Source organism: Micromonospora sp. NPDC049523 (assembly GCF_040676775.1).
Lineage (GTDB): Bacteria > Actinomycetota > Actinomycetes > Mycobacteriales > Micromonosporaceae > Micromonospora_G.
This window is the reverse complement of record NZ_JBFAPP010000007.1, coordinates 66,652-86,458: the sequence shown is the minus strand read 5'-3', so window position 1 is coordinate 86,458 and position 19,807 is coordinate 66,652. Positions and strand designations below refer to the sequence as shown.

Genomic DNA, 19,807 nt, shown 5'->3' with positions numbered 1-19,807 from the left:
GCCGGGTTTCGGTCGGCGAGCGCGACCGGGGCAACGGGGGCGGTCGGGTTCCGGTCGGTGAGCACGACCGGGGCAACGGGGGCGGTCGGGTTCCGCTCGGCGAGCACGGCCCGGTAGCGGGGCTCGGTGGCGAGCAGGTGAGCGTGGCTGCCCTCGGCCACCACCCGACCCGCCTCCATCAGCACCACCCGGTCGGCCAGCCCGATGGTGGACAACCGGTGCGCGACGATCACGGTGGTCCGGCCGCGCATGAGGTCGCGCAGGGCGGCGTGGATGCGGTGCTCGACGGTCACGTCGATGGCGCTGGTCGCGTCGTCGAGAACCAGCACCGGCGGGTTGACCAGCAGCGCACGGGCGATGGCGAGGCGCTGGCGTTGGCCACCGGAGAGCGTGTAGCCGCGCTCCCCGACCACCGTGTCGTAGCCCTGTGGCAGGGCCCGGACGAAGCCGTCCGCCCCGGCCGCCACTGCCGCCGCGACAACCTCGTCCAGGCTGGCGTCCGGACGGCCGTAGGCGATGTTGTCCCGGATCGACACCGAGAACAGGAACGGCTCGTCCGGAACGATGCCGACCTGCTCGCGCAGTCGGGCGAGGTCGAGGTCGCGTACGTCGTGCCCGTCGATGCGCACGGTGCCGCTGTCGGCGTCGTAGTAGCGGGCCAGCAGCCGCCCGAGGGTCGACTTCCCGGACCCGGTACGCCCCACCACCGCCACCGTCTCACCGGCGCGAACCCGCAGGTCGAGGCCGTCGAGCGCGACCGTGCCGTTCGCGTACGTGAACCGCACGTGATCCAGGTGCAGGTCGCCGCGGAGGTCGACGCGCACCGGGTGTGGCGGCGAGACCACGTCGGAGCGGGTGTCCAGGATCTCGTAGATCCGTTGGGCGGAGGCGGCCGCCCGCTGACCCATCATGATCATCATGCCGAGCATCCGGAACGGCGGCTGGAGCATCAGCACATAGGTGTTGAAGGCGACGATCGTGCCTACCGTGGTCCGCCCGTCGAACACCAGCCAGCCACCGGCCAGCAGCACCAATGCCAGGCCCAGCCGGGGCAGGTTCTCGATCACCGGCGACCACCGGGAACGGATCCGGGCATCGGTCAGGTACGCCCACCGCACCCGGTCCGCCGCCGTCGCCAGGGTGTCGAGCTGACGCCCCTCGGCCGCGAACGCCTTCACGATCCGTACCCCGTTGATGTTCTCGTCGACCACCGTGGCGAGCCCGGCCAGCCGGGCCTGGATCAGCCAGGAGATCGGGAAGATCGCCTTGCGCATGGCGACCCCGAGCAGCCCGATCACCGGCATGGTCACCATCGCGACCAGGGCCAGCGGCACGTTGATCGTGAGCATCAGCACGAACGCGATCCCGGCGATCGTGCACTGCACCAGGATCGACGGCCCGAACGCGAGGTACATCTGCACCGCTCGGATGTCCGAACTGGACCTCGACATCAGCTCACCGGTCTGCACCCGGTCGTAGAAACCGAACGGCATCCGGATCAGGTGAGCGAACATGATGTTGCGCAGGTCGTACTCGATCTCGTACGCGGTGCGCAGCAGGTAGCGCCGGGCCAGGTAGGTGACCACCGTCTGACCCAGCGCCAAGCCGACCACCCACCAGACGTACCGGCCCAGGTCACCGCCGCGCGCGATGATCGCGTGGTCGATGCCGAGCCGCATCACGTTGGGGATCTGCACCTGCACGACCAGGCCGACGAACGACAGCACCAGCGAGGTCAGCAGCAGCCGCTTGTGCGCCGCCACCAGCGGAAACGCCCGACGTAGCCAGGACTTGGCCGGATCCGGGTCGATCACCGCCCGTGGCGCGCGGTAGGTCACGCCGGGCTGCCCGCCGTACTCAACCGCAGCGGGTTCGCCGGCACCGACAACTGCGCCGGGTCCCGGTAGCGCGCGCCCGGGTGTACGTCGTACAGCCGGGCCTGCCCGGCCCCGAACAGCCGCTCGCGCAGAGTCTCACCGTCGTCGTACGACTCGCGGTAGCGACCCCGGCGCCGCAGCTCCGGTACGACCAGCTCGATGAAGTCCTCGGCGGTACCCGGGGTGAGGAACTGGCGCAGGTTGATCCCGTCGATACCGCCGGTGTCGACCCATCGTTCCAACTCGTCGGCGACCACCTTCGGAGTGCCGGCGACGAAGAACGGGCCCCGGTTGAACGAGCCGATCTGGTCGAGCACCTCACCGACGGTCTGCTCGGGCCGGTAACGGCGGCCGAGCCGCTGGTAGCCGGGGTCCTGCCGGGCGATGATGTCGCTGATCCGCTCGTCGCGCGGGTAACGGGTCCAGTCAAGTCCGGCACCGGCATGGGCGAGGTGACCGTCGACGCTGCGCAGCCGCCGGAACTCCGCGACCTTCCGGTCGACCTCGGCGTCGGTACGCCCGACGATCACCGCCGCGCCGGCGAGGAACTTGATGTGCTCCGGCTCGCGCCCGTACGCCTTGGCCCGGCTGCGGGTGTCCTCGACGTTCGCCCGTACCTCGTCCAGGGTGCTGCCGCCGGTGAAGACCGCCTCGGCGTGCCGGGCGGCGAACTCCTTACCGGCGTCGGAGGCGCCCGCCTGGTAGATCACCGGGGTGCGCTGCCGGGACGGCTGGGACAGGTGCGGGCCGGCGACCCGGTAGTGCTCGCCGACGTGGTTGATATAGCGGACCTTCGCTGGGTCGGTGTACACCCGGTCGGCGCGGTCCGTGATCACCGCATCATCGTCCCACGAGCCCTCCCAGAGCTTGTAGAGCACGTCAAGGTACTCGTCGGCGATGGCGTACCGGCGGTCGTGCTCCACCTCGTCGGGCAGGCCGAAGTTGCGAGCCGCGTTCGGCAGGTACGAGGTGACCACGTTCCACGCCACCCGCCCCTTGGTCAGGTGGTCCAGGGTGCTCATCCGGCGGGCGAACGCGAACGGCGGTTCGTAGGTGGTGGAGAAGGTCGCCGCGAACCCGAGGTTACGGGTCACCGCCGCCATCGCCGGGATCACCAGCAGCGGATCGTTGTTCGGGATCTGCACCGCCTCACGCAGCGCCGTCTCCGGGCCGGACCGGAACCCGTCGTACGCGCCGATCACGTCGGCCAGGAAGACCGCGTCGAAGGTGCCGTACTCGAGCAGCTCGGCCAGCTCGGTCCAGAACTCGATGTCGTTGAAGCGGTGCCGGTTGTTGTCCTCGTGCACCCAGAGGCCGTGCGAGATGTGTCCGACGCAGTTCATCTCGAAGAGGTTGACGTGGATCTTCTTCTTGGCCGGGTCAGCGGTCATCTTCGGTGTCCTTCGTGAGGTGTGGCGTGCGCCTCGCCCCGTAGTGCATCCTAGGAGGCTAGGTGATATCTAGATGGAGCTGGTCGGGTGCAACCGGGGCACCGCGGCGAGCAGGGCACGGGTGTACGCGTGCTGAGGGCGCTCGAATATCTGCGCGGTGTCGCCGGCCTCGACCACCGAGCCGTCCTTCATCACCAGCACCTGGTCGCTGACGTGGTGGATCACGCCCAGGTCGTGCGAGATGAACAGGTACGACACCCCGAGGCGTTGTTGCAGGTCGGCGAGGAGGTCGAGCACCTGTGCCTGGACCGAGACGTCCAGCGCGGAGACCGGCTCGTCGCAGACGATCACCTCGGGCTCGGGGGCGAGCGCCCGCGCGATCGCCACCCGCTGCCGTTGCCCACCGGACATCTCCAGCGGTCGCCGGCCGAGATAACCGGCATCAAGGCCGACCTGTTCGAGCAGCTCGACGGTCCGGTCCCGGCGAGCGGCGCCACGCGGATGGCCGATCACGCCGAGGGCCTCGCCGATCACCCGCTCGACGGTGTAGCGCGGGTCGAACGAGCTGAGCGGGTCCTGGTAGATCACCTGAAGCCGGCGCCGCTCCCTACGCCGCTCGGCCTGACCGAGCCCGGCCCAGTCGCGGCCGTGCAGCCGTACCTCACCGGCGTCGGGCTGCTCCACCCCGAGCACCATCCGGGCGGTCGTGGTCTTGCCGGAGCCGGACTCGCCGACGATGCCGAGCGTCCGACCCTGGCCGAGGGTGAAGGACACGTCGGAGACCACGGTGCGACGAACCCCGTCCGGACCGAGGAACGACTTGGTCAACCCGCGCGCCTCGACCACGTCCCCGGCGGGCGACCGACCGTCACCCGATGCACTGGTGGCGGTGTCGCCCGCGGCGGGCTCGGAGGCGACCGGTACGGCGGAGAGCCGGGTGCCCTTCGGTCGGGTGCCGGGCACGGCGGCCAGCAGCGCCCGGGTGTAGTCGTGCCGGGGATCGCCCAGCACCTGCGCGGTCGGGCCCTGCTCGACGATCACCCCGTCGCGCATGACCGCTATCCGATCGGCCAGCCGGGCCACCACCGCGAGGTCGTGGCTGACCACCAGCATGCCGCCGTCGCTCGTCTTCAACGTCTCCAGCAGGGCCAGCACCTGGGCCTGCACGGTCGCGTCCAGGGCGGTGGTCGGCTCGTCGGCGATCAGCAGCCGCGGCGCGCAGGCGATGGCGGACGCGATCAACGCCCGCTGCCGCAGCCCGCCGGAAAGCTGGTACGGATACTGCCTCGCCCGTACCTCCGGCTCCGGTACGCCGACCGAGGCGAGCAGCTCCACCACCCGGCGCTGCCGAGCCGTACGGGTCAGTCGGGTGTGCAGGGCCAGCGGCTCGGCGACCTCCCGGCCGATCGGGCGCAGCCCGTCCAGCGAGGAGAGCGCGTCCTGGAGCACGAACCCGATCCGCGCACCCCGGACCCGGCGCCACCGCCGCTGGGAGAGCCGGGTCAGGTCCTCGCCGTCGAAGTCGAGCCGGTCCACCTGTACCCGGGCGCCGGTGCCGGTGAGGCCGACCAGGCTGCGTGAGGTGACGCTCTTGCCGGAGCCGGACTCCCCCACCAGGGCCAGGCACTCGCCCCGGCCGATGGTGAAGGAGATTCCGTCGACCACGGTCACCCCGTCGAAGTCGACCCGCAAATTCTGCACCGTGAGCAGTGGGTCGGCCATCAGGAGGCCCTCCCTTCGGAGCGGCGCCGCAGGTCCCGGCCGACCACCGTCACCGCGAGCACGGTCAGGGTGATCGCCAGGCCGGGTACGGCGAGCATGAACCAGTCGTTGGAGATGTACTGGATGCCGGTGGAGAGCATGCTGCCCCACTCGGCGGCCGGTGGCGGGGTGCCGAGGCCGAGGAAGCTCAGCGACGCCCCGTTGGCGATCGCGTCGCCGATCCGGATCGTGGCCAGCACCACCAGCGGCTTGAGCGCGTTCGGCAGCACGTGTCGGGCGATCACCGCCGAGCGGCTCAGACCGAGCGTGGTGGCCGCCTCGACGTACGTTGCCCGGCGGACCACGTGCACCTGGGCGCGGACGATGCGGGCGTAGTACGGGACGCTGGCGAAGGCCACCGCGAACAGCACGTTGCTGGTGCCGGTACCGACCAGGGTGATCACGACCAGCGCCAGCAGCAGGTCCGGCACGGCGAGGGCGACGTCGACCAGCCGCATCAGCGTGCCCTCGACGAACCGGCCACCGATGCCGGCGAGCAGGCCGAGCAGGGTGCCGCCGGTGACCGCGAGCGCGGTCGCCCCGAGCCCGAGGATGAGGGTGGGGCGGGCACCGTGGATGATCCGGCTGAGCACGTCGCGACCGGTCTGGTCGGTGCCGAGCAGGTGCCCCGGACCGGGCGGCAGGAACGCGCCGTCCGGGCTGAGCGCCAACGGATCCTGCGGAGCCAGCCACTCCGGCACCAACGCCGCGACCACCAGCAGGACGAGGAACACCGCCGCGAGGGCGACACCGGGCCGGATCGCCCGCCGCCTCGACCGCCGCCGCCGGGCGGTCGGGCTGGTCGCGGTCGGCACGGCCGCCACGGGTACGTCGAGCGCTGTCACGCCGTCACCACCCTCGGGTCGACGAGGCCGTAGACGATGTCGACGACCAGGTTCACCACCACGTAGACGGCGGCGGCGAAGAGCACCACCCCGAGCACCAGCGGAATGTCCTTGGTGGTGACGGCGGTCAACATGAGCTGCCCGACGCCCCGGCGGACGAACAGGGTCTCGGTGATCACCGCGCCGCCGAGCAGGGTGCCGATCATGTAGCCGGACATGGTGACGATCTGGATCAGCGCGTGCCGCAGGGCGTGCCGTACGCGTACCGCCGTGTCGCGCATGCCCCGGGTGCGGGCGGTGAGGATGAACGGCTGCTCCAGCACGTCCTCGAGTTCGGCGCGCAGCACCTGGCCGAGCACCGCGGCGATCGGCAGGGCCAGCGTGACCGCCGGCAGGACCAGTGCGGAGAAGCCGTCGTTGCCGGAGACCGGGAACCAGCCGGTGCGGAACGAGAAGACGATCAGGAGCAGCAGGCCGAGGACGAAGGTCGGGAACGAGGCGATCACCACCTCGACACCGGAGGCGGTCGACCGTACCCAGCGACGCCGGCCGGCGGTGAACACCGCCACCGTCACCGCCAGCACCAGCGCCAGCAGCGCGGCGCTGAGCGCCAGGGCGACGGTGGGGCCGAGTTGCTCCCCGATCGCCCGGGTGACCGAGATCCGCTGCTGGTACGACTCACCGAGGTCACCGGTGAGCAGGTTGCCGAGGTAGTTCAGGTACTGCCGGTGCAGCGGCAGGTCCAGCCCGTAGTCCTGGCGTACCCGTTCCAGGACGGCCTGGGTGGGGTTGGCGCCGTCACCGGCGACGGTCGCGAGCGCGGCGTCGCCGGCGGTCGCGTGCAGGGCGAGGAAGGACAGCGTCGCCGCCCCCCAGAGCACCCCGACCCCGGCGAGCACCCGGGCGCCGATCCGTCTGACCTGCGCGCGAGCCCGTTCCGCCCGGGCCGCCACTACTTCTCCAGCCAGGCGTAGGTGAACAGCGGCGTGCCGTGCGAGGTGTCCACCGAGACGTTGTGCAGTTTCCGGCTGAACGCCCAGAGGACCGAGTTGTCGTAGACCGGGATACCGGGTACGAGTTCGGCGAGGCGGCCCTGGACCTGGCTGTAGAGCTTCTGCTGGGTGGCCTGGTCGGTGGTCTGCCGGGCCTGGTCGAGCCACTGGTCGACCTGCGGGTCGGACAGGTGCGAGGTGTTCTGGCCCAGGCGTTTCTCGTTCGGGATGCTGAAGCTGGCGTACTTGATGTAGAGCACGTCCGGGGTGTTGGTGTGCCAGACGCCGTACGTGAGGTCGTAGTCACCGGCGTAGCGCAGGGTGGTGACCTGGGTCGACGGCAGCAGTTGGATGTTCACCCGGATGCCGACCGACTTCACCTGGGCCTGGATCAGGTCGAAGATCGGGCTGACCGTACCGGCCTGGCTGACCGGCCACTGCACGACGAGTTCCTTGCCGTCCTTGGTCCGGTAGCCGTCGCCGTTGCGGGCGGTCCACCCGGCCTGGTCGAGCAGTTGGTTGGCGAGCTTCGGGTCGAAGCCGGGCAGCTTCACCGCCGGGTCGTAGTACTTGGTGACCCGGTCGACGTAACTGGTCGACTGCTGCCGCTCACCGAAGCCGAGGGTCTGCACGATCGCCGGTACGTTGACCGCCGCCGCGAACGCCCGGCGTACGTCGAGGTTGTCGAACGGGGCGCGGGAGGTGTTGAACTCGACCGTGTACGGCAGCCCGATCCGGTTGACGTTGGCGTACACGAAGTCGGGGTTGCTCTTCAGGGCGGCGGCGTTCTGCGCCGGGACATAGCCGGTGGCCTGGTACTGCCCGCCGGTGAGGGAGTTGAAGCGGACCGCGTCCTGGCCGACCCAGGAAACCTCGATGCCGTCGAGCTTGGCCTCCCCGGTCTGCTTGAGCTGCGGCGGTGCCCAGTTGTAGCCGGGGCGCTTGACGAAGGTCACGCCCTGGTTCTTGGTGTAGCTGGTGAGCACGAACGGGCCGGAGCCGATCGGCTTCTCGCAGAGCTGCGCCGGGGTGGTCTCGTTGATCGCCTTCGGTGAGAGCAGGCCGAGCCAGCCCTGGGCGAGGACGTCCAGGAACGGGCTGTACGGAACGCTCAGGTGCACCTCGATGGTGTACGGATCGATGATCTTACTGTCTTTGTACGGGGCGATGTACGGCCCGGCCAGCGGTGACCGGGTGGTCGGGTCGAGCATGTGCTCGAAGTTCACCCGTACCGCCTCGGCGTCGAACGGGGTCCCGTCGCTGAACGTCACCCCCTGGCGCAGCTTGAAGGTGTAGGTCAGGCCGTCCGGCGAGATCTGCCACGACTCGGCCAGGTACGGCCCGGGCTGGCCCTGCTCGTCCAGGTAGATCAGGTTATCGGTGAGGATGTGGCCGAAGATCTGCTCCACGTCGGAGGAGATGGCGTGCGGGTCGAGGCAGAGCGGGTCGGTGTTCATCGACAGTCGCAGCGTGCCACCGGAGACCGGGGTCCCCTCGGCGTTGAGCGCGGCACCTCTGGCCGGCTCGTTGGCGGTGCCGGGGCCGGCGGTCGCACCACCGCCCGCGCCGCAGCCGGCGAGCAGGGCGAGTACGGCCACACCGGCCAGGCTTTGCATCTTGCGTCGTACGCGCACGGAGGCTCCTTGGCTGTTCATCGAGGGGTTGTCCGGTCAGGAGTACGCCGTCGGCGTGACGACGGCGTCGTTGAGGAAGAAGTCGCCCAGCTCTCGCTGCTTGTAGGCGACCGGGTCGTGCAGGGTGTGCGTACGCACGTCACGCCAGAACCGGTCCAGCCCGACCAGCCGGGCGGTGGATCGGGCGCCGGTCAGGTCGAAGACCCGCGCGGTGGCGTCCAGCGCCACCCGGGTCGAGACGATCTTGCCGGCGGAGATCAGGGCGGCCACCTCGCCGCGTTCCCGCGCGGTGAGGTCCCCGCCCCGGGCGTGGGCCCACTCGATCGCCGCCACCGCCTGGTCCACCAGCGCCGAGGCGGCCTGCAGCCGGGCCACCAGTTCGCCGTAGGTGGCCAGCACGTACGGATCCTCGGTGGCGCTGTCCAACCCACTGTTGGTCCAGGCCCGACTCCGGGTACGGGTGTAGTCGCGGGCGGCCAGCAGCGCGCCCTCGGCCACTCCGAGGTAGAGGTTCTGGAACAACACCTGGTTGGACGGGATGGTCAGGGTCTGGTGCGGGGGCAGGTCGACGCCCTTGGGCGGCAGGGTGCCGACGACGTCCTGGGCGGTGATCGGCACGTCCCGGAACTCGACGCTGCCGCTGGCCGAGAGTCGCTGGCCCAGGCTGTCCCAGTCGTCCGGCCGGACCACACCCGGCCACCGTGGGTCAACCACGATCCGCAGCCGCTCGCCGGATTCGGCGTGCGTGGCGAAGGCGGCGATCCGGTCCGCCACCCGGGCGCCGGTGGCGAAGGTCTTGCGGCCGTTGAGCCAGTAGCCGGCCCCGTCCGGGCGGACCTCCAGGTCGGCGTCGAGCGGGGTGCCGGTGCCGCCCCAGAACCAGCCGTGGGTCACGGTTTCCCGTTCCAGCCGCTCGGTGACCTCCGGATCGTCGGCGAGTGGGCGCCGACCGAACTTCCAGTAGTGGTAACCGAGCAGTTGGGCGATCGAGCCGTCCACCCGGGCCAGTTCCCGGACGACCGCGTACGCCGTCGGCCAACTCTGCCCGCCGCCGCCCCGGTCGGTCGCGATCAGCAGGGTCAGCAGTCCGGCCTCGCGCAGCAGCTTGACCTCGGCGAACGGCGGCTGGTTGGCGTGGTCGCGGGCGGCGGCGTCGGTGGCGAGTTCGGTGGCGACACGGCGGGTGATCCGAAGCCAGTGTCGCGCCGGATCGTCGTCGGACGGTCGGGGACCGGCGAGCGGGCCGGTGCCGGAGGGCGGGGCGGTGGGCAGCAGACTTGGCACGGTCGGTCCTTTCGAGGATCGATCGCGGCGGGGCGGTACGGCTTCCGCGCGGGCGGCAACCGCCCGTGACAACCGGACGGTTCGATCGGGGTCCCGGACACGGTGGTCCGCGTCGTCGCGGAGCACCGGATTGGCGCCGTGACATGCGTGCGCGACGTTGCGGCACGACTGCACGGCCAGGCGGGGAAGGTCGGGAACGAGAGTGACCGCGGCGCCGTCCGAACGGGACGGCCGGGCGGGCCGGTCAACCGGGAAGGGACGGGGGCCGGGGTGTCGGCCACGTCGCCAGCGGCGTCAACAGCTACTGCTGCAGACCCGCTGGTAGTCGACGAAGCGGCGCCGGACCAGGCGGGTGCTCCGATTCATGGCGCCGAAGGTAGCCGGCCGACGAGCACAAGGTCTAGATCATTGTGACCTGGCTCACCTATTTTCCCCGTATGTTCTACAGGTTTAATAGGAATTACCGCCGGCCCTACCGCGACAGGGAGGAGCACCCGGTCAGTGCAGCGCGACGCCACCGTGGAAGGCGTCCGGCACCTCGGCGGCCTGGCCCTCGGGACGCCACCGGGCCACCGGGACGATGCCGTCGGAGGTGGGCCGCCACTTCCCGAGCAGAGCCGGGAAGGTGGCGGTGTCGCGCATGTGGAAGCCCTCCCCCATCATCGCCAGCGCCTCCGGATAGCCGGTCAGTTCCTCCCCGTCGAAGTCGAACGCCAGCATGCTGCCCGGCGGAACGACCCGGTGGAGTTGGTCGAGCGTACGGGCCAGGGTCGGGTCGTCCAGGAAAGCGGCGAGACCGAGGAAGACCACCCCGATCGGCTCCCGCCCCCAGCCCGGCAGGAACCGCGCCAACGCCGCCGGGTCGATGCCCGCGGGATCGGTCGCGTCCCCGAAGGCGTAGCCGGCGAGGTCGTGCCCCGCCAGGACCTCCTGGCCGAGGGCGATGGTGACCGGATCGATGTCGGTGTAGAGCACGTGCGCGTCGGCGGCCACCTCGTGCACGTTGCCACGAGTGGGCACGCCGGCACCGAAGACCAGGAAGTTCTCGATCCCCTGCCCGGCCAGGTACGCCACCGAGCGGCCGAGGAAGGCACGCAGCGAGCGGAAGATCTCCGCGCAGGGGCCGTACGCGCCCTCGAACGCGGTCGCGGCGGCGACGTCGACCGGGTAGTGGTGCCGGCCACCGAGCCAGTAGTCGATCATGCGAGCGGTGCTCGGGGCGACGGGCGTCTCGGTCATCGACGGAGTCCTCTGCTGCTGATCTCGACCGGTCGACCTCCGAGCGTACACAGTGGACCGCCTTGCTAGCGGGTGGCGCGGCGCCGACTGTCGTACGGCCGTGGTGGACTTCGAGCGGAGACGGAACGTCGGACGGGGGGCAACGGTGCTGTTGCGGAATGTGGAGTTGGGCGACGTCGAGGCCTACATACGGATGCGCTGCGATCCGGTGATGATGGGGGAACTCGGTGGCCCGCTACCGCGTACGGGCATCGAGGCGAAGGTGCGACGAGACGTCGAACGGGCGGCGGCAGACGCCGACTGGATCAAGATGATCGTGCCCGACGAGGCCAACCCGGACCAGGTCGCCGGCACGGTGACCCTCTGGTCGCACGAGAGCGACGGCGAGACCATGTCCGAGATCGGGTGGATGGTTCTACCGGAGTTCCAGGGGCGCGGGCTCGCCAAGCAGGCCACCCGCGGCGTGCTCGAACGTGCCCGTGACGACCGGCGCTGGGGGCTCGTGCACGCCTACCCCGCGGCCACCAACGGCCCCTCGAACGGCATCTGCCGCTCCCTCGGCTTCACCCTGGTCGGTGCGGAGGAGGTTTCGTTCGCCGACCGGATCCTCCGGTCTCACCACTGGGTGATCAACCCCGCCACCGACCTGGCCTGAGCGGCCCGGCCGGCACGGGTCGCCCTAGATCCGGCCGTCGAGCATCTTGCCCTCCTCGGAGCTGACGAGTTCGTCGATCAGCTCGAAGAACGCCTGGATGTAGGGCAGGTTCCCGCCCTTGGCCCGGGACGCGGCGAGATCCTCCGGCGACCGCCAGAACACGATGTCGACCCACTCGTCGTCGGGCAGCTGCACCAGCCGGGCGTCGAGGAAACCCACCCGGTCGGCCTCGAAGTCGCGCAACATCGCCGGTCGCGCGGCAAGCAGCTCCTCGGCTCGCCGCGATGCCACCCGGAACCGGGTGAGTTCTACGGTAACCATCGTCGCCCCCATGGTGATCGCGGTGGTCGGGCCGCGAACAAAGGCAGATTATCGGCAGCTTCGCGGCCCAGCCGGGTTTCGGCGTACGCCGAAAGGGTTGACCGCCGCCGACCCGCGAACCCAGGGTATGGGCCAACGGGGACGGGGAGGGAACTGTCGTGCGACGGATCATGCTCTGGGTGACCACACTTGGCCTGCTGGCCGGCCTCGGGGCCTGCGACGCCGGCGAGCCGACGACGCCCGGGGTCTCCGCCACCCCGGCCGTGCAACCCGCTCCGGGGCGGCACCAGTTGACGCTCGACCACGGCGGCGTCACCCGCAAGTACCGGGTCCACGCGCCTGCCGGCTACGTCCGGGCCGCCGCCGTCCCGCTGGTGATCGCGCTGCACCCGTACCCCGGGGAGGGGTTGGGCATGAGCGAGATGACCGGCCTGGACGACAAGGCCGCGCAGGAGAACTTCCTGGTCGCGTACCCGGACGGGGTCAACGGCGGTTTCAACGCGCTGGTCTGCTGCGGCAACGCCGACGACGTGGGGTTCCTCAAGGCCCTCACCGAGCATCTGATCGACCAATGGGGCGTGGACCCCGACCGGGTGTACCTCACCGGCATCTCCAACGGCGGCGACCTCAGCTTCCGGGCGGCGGTCGAGGCCACCGGCGTGTTCGCCGCGATCGGCGCGGTCAGCGGCGGCTACATCGGCGCATCCGCCGCGAAGGTCGACTACGTGCCGCGCAGCCCGGTCTCGGTGATCACCTTCATCGGCGGTCAGGATCGCTACGCCGAACGGTTCCGGACCGGGGTCGCGTCCTGGCAGGAACGGCTGCGCTGCGTCCCGGTCACGCCCCCGCCCGCACCGGTCGCCCAGACGATCACCCTTACCCGCGCGCGGTGCGCCGACGGCAGTGACGTCGAGGTGTACGTGCTCGAGCAGATGGGCCACTCCTGGCCGGGTGCGAAGGTCGGCGTGATCGCGGCGCCGCAGGCGGGTCTGATGGCGACCGACCTGCTCTGGGAGTTCTTCGCCGCCCACCCCCGGCTGTCCTGACCGGGGTACGGCAGTACCCCGCTATCGCCCACCGAGGCCACCCGACCTGCCCATACTGAGAGCGAAGCCCGCCCCTACGCAGACCGGAGGAGGGGCAGCCGTGGACGTACCGAGCGGAGCGCCGGTGGTGGTCGGCGTGGACGGCTCGCCGACCGGCCTGAACGCGGTCCGGCTGGGCGTGGACGAGGCGCTGCGGCGGTCCTGCCCCCTGCGGGTGGTACACGCCTTCGTCTGGCCCAAACTCAAGGTTTCCGGCAAGCCCTCGCCGGCCGGACCCGCCGAGGGCGGACTGCGCCGGCAGGCCGAGCGGGTGGTGGCCGAGGCGGTCGACGAGGCCCGCTCCGCCGCGCCGAACCTCCCCGTCACCGGCGAGGTGGTGTCCGGATTCGCCACCGCGGTACTGGTCGGCGAGTCGACCGCCGCCAGCCTGGTGGTGATCGGCGACCACGGACTGGGCGGCCTCACCAGCCTGATCATCGGCTCGGTCGCGGTCCAGGTGACCGCCCACGCGGCCAGCCCCGTCCTGGTCGCCCGGGGACGACCCGAGCCGAGCGGCCCGGTGGTCGTCGGGATCCACGACTCGGCGCGATCGGGCGCCGCGCTGGCCTTCGCCGTCGAGGAGGCGGCTCTGCGCGGGACCCACGTGGTCGCGGTGCACGCCTACCGACACCCGGTCTCCACCCAGCCCGGGGACGTCCTGCCGGTCGTACACGACCGGGAGGCGCTGCGCGACGACGAGGGCCGGGTACTGGCCGAATCGGTCGCCGGCTGGCGCGAACGTTATCCCCAGGTGGAGATCAACCGACAGCTGATACCGGGACGGGCGGCACCCGCCCTGGTGGAACTCTCGCGGTACGCCCAACTCGTCGTGGTCGGCGGACACGGGCGCGGTCCGCTCGGTGCGCTGCTGCTCGGTTCGGTGAGCCAGCACGTCCTGCACCACTCGGAGAGCCCGGTGGTGGTCGTGCGCGACCCCGAACCGGCGCAACCGGAACCACGTCCGCAGACGTACACCGACGCGCGGCGGGACGCCGACCTCTGACCGACGGCGCGAATGGCCCCCACCTGGGCGGGTAGACACCCCGGGTACGCCGTCGGACACAACGGAACGGGGACGAACCGATGCCAGGACCACGACCGGGCAGCAACGCGTACGACGTTGAACGGGCGCGGCTGCGCAAACTGATCGAGGATTCCGGACGCGCCGTGGACAAGGGTGCCAACACGGTGGCGAACCAGGTGCTACAGGACGACCGAGGCCAGCGGGGTGTGCTGCGTAGTGAACGCGGGCGCGGCCCCAAGGGCGAACGCGGACGCGGCGAGCGGAGCTGAGCATGTGGGCGTACGGCAAATCGGGTGTCGACCGGACCGGCGCCGCCGTCGACGGTGCGATCGCCGGCACGGTGGGCACACTGGCGCTCAACGCGGTCACCTACCTGGACATGATCATCCGGGCTCGACCGGCGAGCAGTACGCCGGAGGAGACCGCGGGTCGGTTCGCCCGAGTCGTACACCTGGATCTGGGACCCGAGGATCGGGCGGCGAACCGCCGCTCGGGCCTCGGGCCCCTGCTCGGTTACGGCACCGGGGTCGGCACCGCGGTGCTGTTCACCCTCCTCGCGGCTGGGCGGCGGTGGCCGCTGCCGGTCGCCGGAGTGGTGATGGGCGCTGGCGCGATGCTTGCCACGGACGCCACCTTCGCCGGTTTCGGTGTCAGCGACCCGCGCCGGTGGAGCCGTTCCGACTGGGTGTCCGACGCCGTGCCACACCTGGTGTACGGCCTCGCGGCCGCGGCCACCTGGCACCGGCTGGGTCGGTCGCGCCGGTCCCGATGACCGTGCACGCCGACGTTCCAGCCGCCGGTGTCGGCGGTGCCTGTCGGACCGGTTCCCGGCCGGTTACTCGGACTTGCTCTCGTGCTCGCCGGTACGGGCGACCGGTCGGGACGACGGCCCGTACGGGGAGACCTGCTCGGGCGGGACAGGTCTGGCGGCGCCACCGGAGGACTGGCGCCGGTCTCCGGGTCGAGGACCCTTACTGTCCTGCACGGTCGGGTTGTTCTCGTTGCGTCGCATCTCCGGTTGCTGCACGTTCGTCATCGCCTGTCTCCTTCCGTACTCGGCGCCGGTGCCTCGTCGCACCGACCCGCACCCCGTCGGTTACCCGGCCGCCGGTCGGCCATGCGGGCGCTCCGAGCGGGCTAGCGGCGGCGTCAGCGGGTACGCAGGCAGCATGAGCAACGATCGTGAGGTGGTCAGGGCCCTGCTCGACCGGTACGGGCAGACGTACGCCCAGCAGGCCGGGATCGAGCTGGCCGACCGACCGGCGCCGCTGTACCAGCTACTGGTGCTCACCACGCTGTTGAGCACCCGGATCCGGGCAAGCGTGGCGATTGGCGCCGCCCGGGAGCTTTTCGCCGCCGGCTACCGCTCACCGCAGCAGATGGCGGAGGCGAACCGGCGCAGCCTGCTGGCCGCGCTCGGCCGTGGGCACTACCGGCGCTACGACGAACGGACCGCGACCATGCTGGCCCACGGCGGCCGACTCTGCCAGGAACGCTGGCATGGCGACCTGCGCAAACTGCATGCCGAGGCGGGCGACGACCCGCCCGCGCTGCGCCGCCTGATCACCGAGTTTCCCGGTATCGGCCCGACCGGGTCGGAGATCTTCCTGCGCGAGGTGCAGGCGGTCTGGCCGGAGCTGCGCCCGTACACCGACCGTCGGGTGGGCACCGGCGCACAGCGACTCGGCCTGCCCGCCTCGGCGGACAAGCTCGGCGACCTGACCGGCGGCGCGGACTTCGCCCGGCTGGCCTCGGCCCTGGTCCGGGTCTCGCTCGGTGAGCAGCCGATCGACGACCGCGAACTGTCCGGGGACCTGGCACGCGCGGTCGCGGCACGCTGAGGATCAGCTCGTCGAGGTGTTTCCCGGCTTGGTGAGGTGCCAGACGATCAGGCCCGCGACCGCCGCCAGCACCAGGATGGCGGTGGACACGCCCTGACCCTCGCTGGTGCCGAAGAAGATCACCGCCAGTCCCGCCAGGACCGACAGGAAAGTCCGCAATCCCTTATTTTTCACGGAACTCACCGTAACGACGGGATTGTCCGCCGTCCGCCGGTCGCACGGACCATCCCCGTACGGGTCGGCGGGTCGGGACCGACCCGCCGTGCCCGTACCCGTGTCAGCGCGGGTCGTCCGAGCCGTTGTCGCGACCACGGTCGTCGCCGGTGCGCAGCCGTACGGTACGGATGGCGTGCCCGCCGACCTCGACCACCTGTGCGGTCAGTCCCGGTAGCCGCAACGTCTCGCCGGGAGCCGTGGGCAGGTGCCCGAGCCGGGCCAGCATCAGACCGGCCAGCGTGGTGTACTCCCCGGTGAGCGGAACCCGCAGGGTGATGCCGAGATCGGGCAGATCGTGCAGGGGGAAGGTTCCCGGCACCAGCAGCGCCCCGTCCGCCTCCCGCACCACCGCCTCGACGTCCCGGTCGGTTTCGTCGTACAACTCACCGACCACCTCGGCGAGCAGGTCCTCCATCGTGACCAACCCGTCGATCGCACCCCGTTCGTCCACCACCAGGGCGAGCTGATGGCGTTGCTGACGCAGTTGCCGCATCGCGTCGGCCACCCGCAGCGTCTCGGGTAGGAACACCGCCGGCCGGGCCCGCTCGTCCACCCGGCAGGCGGCCCCGACCAGGTCGCGGATGTGCACCACGCCGATCACCTCGTCCAGCCCCGACGGCCCGGTCACCGGCGCCCGGGACCGGCCGGTCTCCGCCATCCGGTGCAGGGCCTGTTCGATCGCCATCGACCCGGGCAGGCTGGTGACCTCGCCCCGCGGCACCAGGATCTCCCGCAGGGTCCGGTCGGCGATCTCGAACGCACCGGTCAGGATCTCCCGCTGCTGCGGCGAGACCCCCCGCTGACTGACCACCAGTTCGCGCAGTTCCTCGGGGTTGATGTCCTCCCGGGTGGCGTGCGGGTCCGCGCCGAAGACCCGGACGACCAGGTTCGTGGTGACACTGAGCAGCCAGACCACCGGCCGTACCAGGGTCGCGAACAGGTCCAGTGGCCGGGCGACCAGCAGGCCCCACCGCTCGGCCCGCTGCATCGCGATCCGCTTGGGGGCCAGCTCACCGAGCACCAGTGTCACGAAGGTCAGGATGGCGGTCACCAGCACCACCGCGACCGGTCGGGCAGCGCCGCCGAGAAAGCCCAGTGGCCCGATCAGCGGCTGGGCGAGCGAGACCGCCGCCGCGGCGGAGGCGAGGAATCCGGCCAGCGTGATGCCGATCTGGGTGGTGGCCAGGAACCGGTTCGGGTCGCGGGCCAGCCGGGCCAGGATCCGCCCGCCGCGCGAACCGCGCGACAGCGTACGCAACTGGCCCTCACGCAGGGACACCAGCGCCATCTCACTGCCGGCGAAGGCCGCGTTGATCAGGACCAGCAGCAGCACCAGTGCCAGCTCCGTGGCGTGTCCGCCCACGACCCCGTGCCCCCCATCCGCCCCCTGAGGCCACCTAACCGCAGCGCTAGGGCCGGCGGGGCGCTTTGCCCGGACAAGTGGGTCGGTACAGTCACGCGGTGACCGATATCCGGACAGAGGCCGAACTGCGCCACCCCGTGGACCGGGTCTGGCGTGCGCTCACCGATCAACAGCTACTCGAGAAGTGGCTCGGCGCCACCGACCTGCTGCCCGAGGACGGTGCCCCGTTCGAACTGCGACCAATCGGCCTCCCCGGACTCGACGGTGAGGTCAGCGGCGCGGTGGTCGAGGTCGACGAGCCTCGCCGGCTGGTCCTGCGCTGGCGGGAGAACGGCGTACGGGTACTGGTCACGTTCGAGCTGGCCGAGACCGAGCAGGGCTGCCGGCTGACCGTACGGCAGTCCGGCACCGACGGGCACTGGACCACCGAGCAGGACGAGCAGCGCCAGCAGGGCTTCCAGCAACTGCTCACCGGCCCGCTGCCGGCCGTACTCGACTGGCTGGCGTTCCGGGAGGTCGACTTCACCTCCGAGACGGAGATGGACGAGGAGTCGGACGGCACCGCGGGTGACACGGACCCGTGGGCCGGTACGCCCGTCGCCGCCGAACCGGAGCGACGCCGACGGCGGCTGACAGCAGGTCTGATCGCCGCCGCGATCGTGCTCGGCGGCGCGATGGTGGTGTTCGCGGTGCTCCGGCCGCACGGCTCGACGACCACCGCCGCTCCGCAGCCGACCGGCACCGAGTCCGGCTCCCCCGCGGCCGGCGGCGCGGCACCTCCGACCGCGCCGGGCGCCGTCGCGGCGATGTCCGGCGCACCGCGGGCGACCGCGACGGGATCGGCATCGGCAAGCCCCTCCGCGACACCGACCGCCGTGACCACCCCGGTACCGCCCACCCCGGGTGCGCCGGCCGCCGGCGACGCCCCGCCACCCGGCCAGCCCAACCTCGACGCGCGGTACAACCGCGCCTCTACCGAACTGCTCGGCTACACCGGCGAGATCGTGCTGAGCAACTCCGGCACCGCCGAGGCGGCCCAGTGGTCGGTCACGGTGGTCCTGCACGGCGGCGCCACGGTGATCGACGCGTCCGGTGCGAACGCCGACCAGAAGGGGCGCACGGTCACGTTCACCGGCTCGGCCGTACCCGCGGGCGGCTCGGCCCGGTTCACCTTCCGGGTCAACGCGGCGCTCAGCGAACGGCAGCCGGAGAGCTGCCGGGTGGGAGACCGCGCCTGCGCCGGGGTGTGACAGCGGCCGGTGCGGGAGTCGGTGGCACCGCCGCGGTCACAGTTCTTCCAGGTCGTCGAGTTCGAGGCCCTGGACCATCAGCCAGCGGGCGAGTCCGGCCAGGCCGAACAGCCAGAGCGGCGCCGACTCGGTGGTGCCGTTGGTGGCGTAGATGGCGAACCTGAGGTCCGGTGCGCGGATCGCCTCGATCCGCCAACGGTGATTACGGTCCCGCCAGGTCGTCACCGGGTCCATGAGGCCGCTACACCCCGAAGCCGCCCACTCGGCGCACGCTGCCCTCAGCCAGCCGGTACGACATCCCGACTACCCCGACCCTGCCGTCGGCCAGCCGATCGGCGATCACCGAGGAGCGGTGGGCCAGCATGTCCACGGTGTACTTGACGTGTTCCTCGACCGCGATGTCCGGATTGGTGATGGCCTGTTCGCGTACGGGGAGCACGCTCAGCATTACCCGCTCGACCACGTCCCGCATGAACCCGGCCGGGGTGATGCCCCGCTCGATCGCGGCCAGGGTGGCGGCGATGGCACCGCAGGAGTCGTGTCCGAGCACCGCGATCAGCGGCGTGTCCAACGCGGCGACCGCGTACTCGATGCTGCCCAGCACCTCCGCCCCGACCACGTGCCCCGCGGTACGGACCACGAACAGGTCACCCAGGCCGCGGTCGAAGATGATCTCGGCTGCCAGCCGGGAATCGGAGCAGCCGAACAGCACCGCGAACGGCCGCTGCGCCGGGGCCAGGGCCGTCCTGCGGTCGGCATCCTGGTGGGGATGCAGCCGGTTCCCGCTGATGAAACGCTTGTTGCCCTCCAGCAGCAACTCCAACGCCGCCGCCGGGGTCGCCGGCCACTGCAGACCCGTCTCCAACATCCGTCACTCCCACCGCCGGCCGGGTTACCGGTCACCAACACTTGCCGCGGATGACCTGCCGGAGTCGCCCCGCACACCGTACTCGTGGGCAGGGCGAAACCGGGGTAGGTGAGGGCTCATGGTGGCGGGCGCAACACGATCCGCGTGTCGGCGGCCGGGTG

At 71.2% G+C, this 19,807-nt stretch carries 21 protein-coding genes; 7 read left to right on the top strand and 14 right to left on the bottom strand.

All coding sequences use genetic code 11. The features are described from left to right. The 8 genes from AB0J90_RS12755 to AB0J90_RS12720 form a co-directional block, all read right to left on the bottom strand. The coding region (locus AB0J90_RS12755) for an ABC transporter ATP-binding protein (RefSeq protein ID WP_363595222.1) at window positions 1–1,838 on the bottom strand (1,838 nt) is incomplete at its 3' end. Continuing rightward, entirely contained in the window at window positions 1,835–3,268 is a 1,434-nt protein-coding gene (locus AB0J90_RS12750) for an LLM class flavin-dependent oxidoreductase (RefSeq protein WP_363595220.1), read from the bottom strand. The genes AB0J90_RS12755 and AB0J90_RS12750, both read right to left, overlap by 4 nt. A gap of 69 nt (window positions 3,269–3,337) precedes the next feature. Next, window positions 3,338–4,990 (bottom strand): ABC transporter ATP-binding protein, encoded by a 1,653-nt coding sequence (locus AB0J90_RS12745; protein WP_363595218.1) that lies wholly within the window; start codon window positions 4,988–4,990, stop codon window positions 3,338–3,340. Further along, entirely contained in the window at window positions 4,990–5,874 is an 885-nt protein-coding gene (locus AB0J90_RS12740; RefSeq protein WP_363595216.1) for an ABC transporter permease, read from the bottom strand. The genes AB0J90_RS12745 and AB0J90_RS12740 overlap by 1 nt, the downstream gene beginning before the upstream one ends. After that, window positions 5,871–6,827, bottom strand: a complete 957-nt coding sequence (locus tag AB0J90_RS12735) for an ABC transporter permease (protein ID WP_363595214.1) — start codon at window positions 6,825–6,827, stop codon at window positions 5,871–5,873. Before AB0J90_RS12735 ends, AB0J90_RS12740 begins: the two co-directional genes overlap by 4 nt. After that, the gene (locus tag AB0J90_RS12730) at window positions 6,827–8,500 is read right to left on the bottom strand and encodes an ABC transporter substrate-binding protein (protein WP_363595212.1); all 1,674 of its coding nucleotides are present in this window, start codon (window positions 8,498–8,500) and stop codon (window positions 6,827–6,829) included. Before AB0J90_RS12730 ends, AB0J90_RS12735 begins: the two co-directional genes overlap by 1 nt. A gap of 36 nt (window positions 8,501–8,536) precedes the next feature. Then, window positions 8,537–9,784 (bottom strand): acyl-CoA dehydrogenase family protein, encoded by a 1,248-nt coding sequence (locus AB0J90_RS12725; protein ID WP_363595210.1) that lies wholly within the window; start codon window positions 9,782–9,784, stop codon window positions 8,537–8,539. A 498-nt stretch (window positions 9,785–10,282) separates the two neighbouring features. Then, on the bottom strand, window positions 10,283–11,023 hold the full coding sequence (locus tag AB0J90_RS12720; protein ID WP_363595208.1) for an SAM-dependent methyltransferase: 741 nt from the start codon (window positions 11,021–11,023) through the stop codon (window positions 10,283–10,285). A gap of 145 nt (window positions 11,024–11,168) precedes the next feature. Between AB0J90_RS12720 and AB0J90_RS12715 the strand changes: the two genes are divergently transcribed. Further along, on the top strand, window positions 11,169–11,678 hold the full coding sequence (locus AB0J90_RS12715) for a GNAT family N-acetyltransferase (RefSeq protein ID WP_363595206.1): 510 nt from the start codon (window positions 11,169–11,171) through the stop codon (window positions 11,676–11,678). 24 nt (window positions 11,679–11,702) lie between these two features. Here the strand turns inward: AB0J90_RS12715 and AB0J90_RS12710 are convergent, their stop codons facing one another. After that, window positions 11,703–11,999, bottom strand: coding sequence for a hypothetical protein (locus tag AB0J90_RS12710; RefSeq protein ID WP_363595204.1), 297 nt, complete (start codon window positions 11,997–11,999; stop codon window positions 11,703–11,705). Between the two features lie 158 nt (window positions 12,000–12,157). Here AB0J90_RS12710 and AB0J90_RS12705 point away from each other — a divergent pair, with 158 nt between their 5' ends. The 4 genes from AB0J90_RS12705 (at window position 12,158) to AB0J90_RS12690 (ending at window position 14,880) form a co-directional block, all read left to right on the top strand. Continuing rightward, window positions 12,158–13,045, top strand: a complete 888-nt coding sequence (locus tag AB0J90_RS12705) for a PHB depolymerase family esterase (RefSeq protein ID WP_363595202.1) — start codon at window positions 12,158–12,160, stop codon at window positions 13,043–13,045. A 100-nt stretch (window positions 13,046–13,145) separates the two neighbouring features. After that, a complete protein-coding gene (locus tag AB0J90_RS12700) occupies window positions 13,146–14,087 on the top strand; it encodes a universal stress protein (RefSeq protein WP_363595200.1) in 942 nt (313 codons plus the stop codon). A gap of 80 nt (window positions 14,088–14,167) precedes the next feature. Further along, complete coding sequence (locus AB0J90_RS12695) at window positions 14,168–14,377, top strand: phosphatidylethanolamine-binding protein (RefSeq protein ID WP_326558301.1); 210 nt, start codon at window positions 14,168–14,170, stop codon at window positions 14,375–14,377. A 2-nt stretch (window positions 14,378–14,379) separates the two neighbouring features. Beyond that, a complete protein-coding gene (locus AB0J90_RS12690; protein WP_363595198.1) occupies window positions 14,380–14,880 on the top strand; it encodes a hypothetical protein in 501 nt (166 codons plus the stop codon). Window positions 14,881–14,943: 63 nt separating this feature from the next. Here AB0J90_RS12690 and AB0J90_RS12685 read toward each other — a convergent pair whose 3' ends face one another. Then, complete coding sequence (locus tag AB0J90_RS12685; protein ID WP_363595196.1) at window positions 14,944–15,144, bottom strand: hypothetical protein; 201 nt, start codon at window positions 15,142–15,144, stop codon at window positions 14,944–14,946. 133 nt (window positions 15,145–15,277) lie between these two features. On the opposite strand from AB0J90_RS12685, the gene AB0J90_RS12680 reads away from it, so the two are divergent. Further along, the gene (locus tag AB0J90_RS12680; protein WP_363595194.1) at window positions 15,278–15,949 is read left to right on the top strand and encodes a hypothetical protein; all 672 of its coding nucleotides are present in this window, start codon (window positions 15,278–15,280) and stop codon (window positions 15,947–15,949) included. Window positions 15,950–15,952: 3 nt separating this feature from the next. Here the strand turns inward: AB0J90_RS12680 and AB0J90_RS12675 are convergent, their stop codons facing one another. Beyond that, entirely contained in the window at window positions 15,953–16,096 is a 144-nt protein-coding gene (locus tag AB0J90_RS12675) for an amidophosphoribosyltransferase (protein ID WP_326563298.1), read from the bottom strand. A 130-nt stretch (window positions 16,097–16,226) separates the two neighbouring features. Beyond that, window positions 16,227–17,528, bottom strand: coding sequence for a hemolysin family protein (locus AB0J90_RS12670; RefSeq protein ID WP_363595192.1), 1,302 nt, complete (start codon window positions 17,526–17,528; stop codon window positions 16,227–16,229). Between the two features lie 98 nt (window positions 17,529–17,626). Between AB0J90_RS12670 and AB0J90_RS12665 the strand changes: the two genes are divergently transcribed. Further along, window positions 17,627–18,778 carry an SRPBCC domain-containing protein gene (locus AB0J90_RS12665; RefSeq protein ID WP_363595190.1) on the top strand — a complete coding sequence of 384 codons (1,152 nt, stop codon included), beginning with the start codon at window positions 17,627–17,629 and terminating at the stop codon, window positions 18,776–18,778. A 36-nt stretch (window positions 18,779–18,814) separates the two neighbouring features. Here the strand turns inward: AB0J90_RS12665 and AB0J90_RS12660 are convergent, their stop codons facing one another. Further along, window positions 18,815–19,012, bottom strand: a complete 198-nt coding sequence (locus AB0J90_RS12660) for a hypothetical protein (RefSeq protein WP_363595188.1) — start codon at window positions 19,010–19,012, stop codon at window positions 18,815–18,817. A gap of 7 nt (window positions 19,013–19,019) precedes the next feature. Further along, on the bottom strand, window positions 19,020–19,646 hold the full coding sequence (locus AB0J90_RS12655) for a carbonic anhydrase (protein WP_363595186.1): 627 nt from the start codon (window positions 19,644–19,646) through the stop codon (window positions 19,020–19,022). Window positions 19,647–19,807 lie beyond the last annotated feature (161 nt).